Genomic DNA, 1,192 nt, shown 5'->3' on the forward strand with positions numbered 1-1,192 from the left:
TTTATCTAAAATTTCTTTTAAACTTAAATTTTTCTTTTTTAATTCATTTTCTAAATCTTTTAATAATTGCTTTTGTCTTTCTAGTTCTGCTCTTTTTCGTTTTTCTTCTTCCGAAAGAGTGTCAAATTCATTTTTTTGTCTTAATCTAGCTAATCTCTCTTGTTCTGTATCGCTAAAAAAGACTTTAAATTCTTCATCTACAAAATTAAAATTTTTATTTTTTTTAAGTTTAAATCTAAATGTTAAATAACCTTTTTTATCTTTATCAGTGTTTAAAATATAATTAATTTGAGAATTTATAACTTCTAAATTTTCATAAATTTCATTTTTAAAGAAATAATTATTTTTATTGTTATAGTCGAATAAATTTATTTGATAATTGTTATTAATAAAAAAATCTGATATCGTTTGATAATGAATTTTAGTTCTTAAATTATTGTTAGCAAAATCAACAAGTATTTCTTCACTATCTTTTTCAATTTGTATAAAATTAGTTTTACTTTTAAATTTATAAATAATTTTAGAATTTTCTAAAGTTATATTAGTATCTATATAATCTGAATAAGGCATTTGAACAATATTTTTTAATTTTTCTTTTAATAAAATTGTCTCTTGTTCATTGGTAGGAAATAAAGTGCTTTGAATTAAATTTTGCACTTTTGCCTCATCAATAAAAGGTCTAACTCCAACAGTTTTATATTCTCTATGTGCATAAGTTACATAAATTTTTCAATAATTAAGTATTTCTTCATATGAAAGTTTTTCTGCTTCTTTTTTAGAAATATTGTATTTAGTGTTAAGGAAAATCGCTAATTGTTTACCTCAATAATGATTTCAAAAAGGTGTAGAACTTGTTTGATTAATTGAAGAAGTAAAAGTTTCATCATTAAAATCATTTATTTTTCCTTCATTTTTTTTAATTCAAACTATTTTAAATTTAGAAAGACCTGTTTCTGTTTTTGTTAAAAATAAAAATATACCTTCCTCTGAAAAAACATTATTTTTTTGTTTATAAAAATTAATATCAATACTTTTGAAATTGTAAGTATAATCTTCTAATTTGTACACTTGAAGATAATCTAAATTTTCACTTAAATTTAAATTAATTCCACCGTATACAACGTGTGCTTCAACTATCAATTTACCATCTTTATATTTTTCTAACTTTTCTCCCTTTTCATTTAAAGGGTTT

1 protein-coding gene is annotated in these 1,192 nt (G+C 20.5%); it reads right to left on the reverse strand.

All coding sequences use genetic code 4. The features are described from left to right. A partial coding sequence (locus T403_RS04580; protein WP_033161527.1) for a hypothetical protein occupies positions 1-1,192 on the reverse strand: 1,192 nt, incomplete at both ends.

Source organism: Mycoplasma collis ATCC 35278 (genome assembly GCF_000701825.1).
In the GTDB taxonomy this organism is placed as follows: domain Bacteria; phylum Bacillota_I; class Bacilli_A; order Mycoplasmatales; family Metamycoplasmataceae; genus Mesomycoplasma_A; species Mesomycoplasma_A collis.